The organism is Streptomyces sp. NPDC055078 (assembly GCF_053607985.1).
This window is the reverse complement of record NZ_JBSGUP010000385.1, coordinates 1-4,600: the sequence shown is the minus strand read 5'-3', so window position 1 is coordinate 4,600 and position 4,600 is coordinate 1. Positions and strand designations below refer to the sequence as shown.

The 4,600-nt window shown below is 74.4% G+C and carries 2 protein-coding genes and 1 pseudogene; all 3 read right to left on the bottom strand.

What is annotated here, in order from left to right:
- Positions 1-2,363, bottom strand: a pseudogene (locus ACWF94_RS26825) (hypothetical protein); the annotation flags it as partial.
- Between the two features lie 90 nt (positions 2,364-2,453).
- On the bottom strand, positions 2,454-3,341 hold the full coding sequence (locus ACWF94_RS26820; protein ID WP_453493630.1) for a MurR/RpiR family transcriptional regulator: 888 nt from the start codon (positions 3,339-3,341) through the stop codon (positions 2,454-2,456).
- A 136-nt stretch (positions 3,342-3,477) separates the two neighbouring features.
- A partial coding sequence (locus ACWF94_RS26815; RefSeq protein WP_453493627.1) for a M20 metallopeptidase family protein occupies positions 3,478-4,600 on the bottom strand: 1,123 nt, incomplete at its 5' end.

Below are 4,600 nucleotides of genomic sequence, written 5' to 3'. Positions count from 1 at the left end.
ACCGCGTCGGCCAGGGCGTCGAGGACCCGACGCACCACGATGCGGGGTGCCCACAGCCGGTACGGGTTCCGGGCGGCGGGGAGGCAGTGCGCGTACGGGGGCATGGTCTCCGCGAGCCCGGCGGCACCGGCCCGCTGCCCCGGGTCAAGGGGACCCAGGCGCCAGGTGTCCCGGCCCGTGGGATCGGTGCCCGGGTGCACGCGCGCGCCGGCGATGGCCTCAAGGCCCAGGCGGATGACGGCCCGCCAGGTCCGTACGCTGGTGTGCGGGCCGTCGTCGTCCAGCCGGGCCAGTACCCCGGCCAGCAGCCGCAGCGGCACCGGCCACACCACGACCGGGCAGGCGCGCACGCCGACTCCCATCCCGGGCAGCACCAGTTCGACGCTCTCCGGGCGCAGCGGCGTGGGCGGGTCGGCCTCCGCCAGAGGACCGCCGTCAGGGTTGAAGACCAGCATCCGGACGGCACCGCCGCTCAGGTCCGCGGTCACCGCGGCGCCCGCCCGGAGGGCAGCGGCGAGCACGCGCGCGGCCTGCGGCGTCCGGGCGGGCGCTGTCCGCGCGGGCGTGGCGCGCTGATGCGGCACGAGCGCGGGTGCGGTCGCGGCGGGCACCGCGTCCGCAGGCGCCGCGTCCTCGCGTGGCACGTCCGCAGGCACCGCGTCCTCGGGTGGCGCGGCCTTGGGCACCACGTCCGCAGGCACCACGTCCTCGGGTGGCGCGGCCGGGCCGCCGGGCACCAGCGCCAGGCGGGCGAGCAGCGCCCGCGCGGCGTCCTGGTAGGAGGCGCGTTTGCTCGCGGCACGTCCCTGCGCCTGAACCGGCCCGCCCTGGTGACGGCACGACAGGACGCACACGAACTGCGGCCGATGCGCCGGGCCGGTGGCCGAGTACTCCGGCTCGACGTCCGTGATCACGCCGGTCTGCCGCAACGAGTTCAACGCGCCGAGGGGGTCCTTGCCCGAGGGCAGCGGTTTGATCGCGGGCACCGCCTGGACCGGTGCGGCCGACCGGGGCTCATCGTCGGCGACGATCAGGGCCAGCAGCGCGCGGGCCGCCTGCTCCCGGGCCGCACCCTTGCTCAGCCCGCTCCCGGCCGAGGTGAGTTCCCGGTCCGCCGAACGGCAGGTGGCCCGGCAGGTGAACAGCGGCTGTTTGCCGCTGAACCCGGGCGAGACATCGAAGGCCAAGCCGGTGATCATTTCGATCCGCGCGAACTCCTCCAACGCGCCGACCGGATCCCTCCCGGGAAGCGGCGACCCCGCCGGCGCCCCCTGCTCCGGTTCGTCCGTGGGCTCCGGCAGCGGCAGCCCGGCCAGCCGGGCCAGGACCGCGAGAGCGGCGGAGCGCCGGGCGCGCTTCTTCGAACGCTCCGGCCCGCTGTCCGCGCACAGGGCACCGGTGCCGGGGTCGTATGTCACGTGGGACCTGACCCGTGTCGTCTCCTGGGTGGCCCCGGCGACGACGGTGTCCTCGTAGCCCGGGGCGGGCTGTCCGGCGTCTGCCGCGTGGAGGTCGAGGATCGCCGGCGCGGGCCCTCCGCAGGCGGCGAGCGTGTCGACGACGGCTCGGCGGGCCGGCTCCCACTGCGGTGCCCGCGCCTGGAAGAGCACGAGGTACAGGTCAGGCGGTTCCAGTACCCCGGCCCTGGCCCGGGCTGCGACCTCGGAGACCAGGACCGGCGCCACAGCGGTCAACGCGCACGCCTGCCGCAACTGCGCGCGGAAACCGTCCGCGGAACGTGCGGCCGGCCCGGCTCCGGACGCAGGAGCGCCGGCTGCGACCGGCTCCCATTCCACACCGTCGCCCGACTCCTGCACCACCGGCTGAACCGCACACAGATGCCCGAGCAGGCTCACCGCGGCCAGGTGCTGGGCCGCCCTGCGCTGGTCGGCGTAGGCGGCGATGCCGTGTGCGAACCCGGCGGGCGTACGCCACCCCGCCTGCGCCCCGAAACGGCCCAGGCCGGACCTGGCAGGCAGCTCGCGCACCACGAGTACCGCCTCCGCCGCCTGGGTCTGCGCGGTAAGAACGGCCGTGGCCCGCTCCGGGACCGTGGCCAGCGCCGTCCACGCGGCCGACCGCGCCGCCCGCACAACCGGGTCCGCGACCGTGCTGCCCAGCAGCAGAGCCCGCAGATCGCCCATCCGTAACCGACCCGCCCCGGCCCGCCGGGCCACCTCGCAGGCGAATTCCTCGGGGAACAGACCATCCGCGCACGCCCTGGACAGCAGACGGCTGAACTCCCGGCTGTCCAGCCGCCGGAAGACCGCCGCGTCGCCGCCACGGAGTTCGCCGCGTTCCTTGTCCTGGGTGCGCTTCCGCAGGAACTCGCCGGTCGTCAGCGGAGTGGGCCGGGTCGTCACTCTGGCGAAACCTCCTGATAGCTGAACGGCCGCACAGGCCGCCGACGTTCATACCGGACAACGCGCCGCGCACCGGCGGATCAGCCAACCTCAATCCGTGGTGATGTCGCCGAAGCCTGCCTCGATGCTCCGCATGCGCTGATCCGCCGCGCCGCCGAGGCGGGCGTGCACGGCGAAGACGAGCGCCTCGACAAGGGCTGTGGGGGCCACGATGCTGTCGAACGACCCGACGGCCTCGACCCGGGCGGGTATCACGATGTCGGCGAAGTCGGCGGCGGGCGAGAGCCAGGGATCAGTGATGAGGACGACCTTCGCCCCACCGCTGTGGGCGGCCCTGGCCAGCGCGATGGTGTCCTTCTGGTAGCGGCGGAAGTCGAACACCACACAGACGGTGCGGCGGCCTATGTCCAGCAGGAAGCCGGGATCGTTGTTGGGGTGGGGTACATGGACGGACGTCCTCGGCCGCATCAGCCTGAGGTGCAGGTCCAGGTAGGTCGCCAGGAGGTGGGAGAACCGGCCGCCGAACAGGACGATCCGGTTGGCGCTGTCGCACAGCAGCGTGACGGCCCGCTCGAACTCGTGCTCAGGCAGGCCGTGGAAGGTGTGCCGGATCACCTCACTCGCGGTGTCCGCGACCAGCGTGGAAATCTCGGAGGTCGCGGAGTCCGCGGTGATACGCGCCGGCAGGGTGAGCGGCGACGCCCTGCGGGCCTGCACCTCGGCCCGCAGAGCCCCCTGGAAGTCACGGTACTTGGCGAAGCCGATCCGGCCGATGAACCGCAGCACGGTGGGGGCGCTGATGCCGACCTTCTGCGCCAGTGCGTTGGTGGACTCCAGCCCCGCGGCGGGATAGTTGGCCAACAGCGCTCTGGAGAGCTTGAGTTCGGCCGGGGACAGGGACTCCTGCACCCCCCGGATGCGGTCGGCGACGGTCGGGGTGGCCCCCGTACCGGCCTCGTACTGCGGCGACTTGGTCATGGTTGAGATCCTCCGGGAGCACAGTTAACCACGCGGCGCCCCGCCCGGCAGTTGCCCCCGGCGGGGTCCCGGGGGGCGGCCGGCGGTGCGGCGTCCGCAGGCCGCCGGCCCTCCGCGGGTGCGGACCGAGTGGTGCTCACGACCGGCGTCGTCCGGCGGGGCCGTCCGGGACCAGAGCCGTGGCCCCACCGGTTCCCCGCTCCGGGGAGGCCATGGTGGTCGCGGCGGCGAGGTAGCCGGCCAGCAGGGCCCGGGCCACCTGCCCGACGTGTTCGTCGCCGGGGGCGAACGTGGCCGAATGCAGCCGCTCGGTCCCGCCGTGGGTGCCCACGAACATCATCAGCGACGGCAGGCGCTCGGAGAAGTACGAGAAGTCGTCGGAGCCGGCCGATCTCAGGGTGCCGTCCACATCGGCGCCCAGCGTCCGCAGCAGCGGGGCCGCCGCGCGGGCGATGCCCTCGTCGTTCTCCAGCACCGGCTCTCCGCCGGTGATCGTCACCCGGCCCACACATCCGTTCGCCCGCGCCACCAGCTCGACGACCTCCGTCAGCCGGCGCAGTGTGGCACGGCGCGCCCCGGTCTCCATGGCGCGCACCGTGCCGACGGCGACGGCGGCGTCGGGGATCACGTTCGCGGCCGTTCCCGCCGACAGTGTGGTCACGCTCAGTACGACGGAGGCCATGGGGTCGACACTGCGGCTGACCACACTCTGCAGCGCCACCACCGTGTGTGCCAGGGCCACGACCGGATCGGTGGTCTGGTGGGGGTAGGCCGCATGGCCGCCGCTGCCCTCCATGGTGATGGTGAACTCGTCGGACGAGGCGTTGACGGCCCCCTCGGTACAGGCCACGGTTCCCGTGGGCAGCAGCGGCTGCACATGCGCCGCGATGACGGCGCGGCAGTCCTCATCCGCCAGGATGCCCGATTCGCCGATCTCCAGCGCCCCGGACGGATAGGTCTCCTCGCGGGGTTGCAGCACCGCGAGGAGGGGGGCCGGACCGCCGACGCCGTCCACGGCACGGGCCAGCGCCACCAGCGCGGCCATGTGCACATCATGGCCGCAGGCGTGCATGGCGCCCGGGTGCTCCGACGCCCAGGGCAGGCCCGTCGCCTCGGTGACCGCGAGGGCGTCCAGCTCGGCGCGGACGGCCACGGCCGGACCCTGGCCGCCGACCCGCAGAACGGCACCGGTCCCGGCGACATGGCGCGCGCCCGCGCCCGAGGGCAGCGCCGCGAGCAGCCGGTCGCGGGTGGGACCC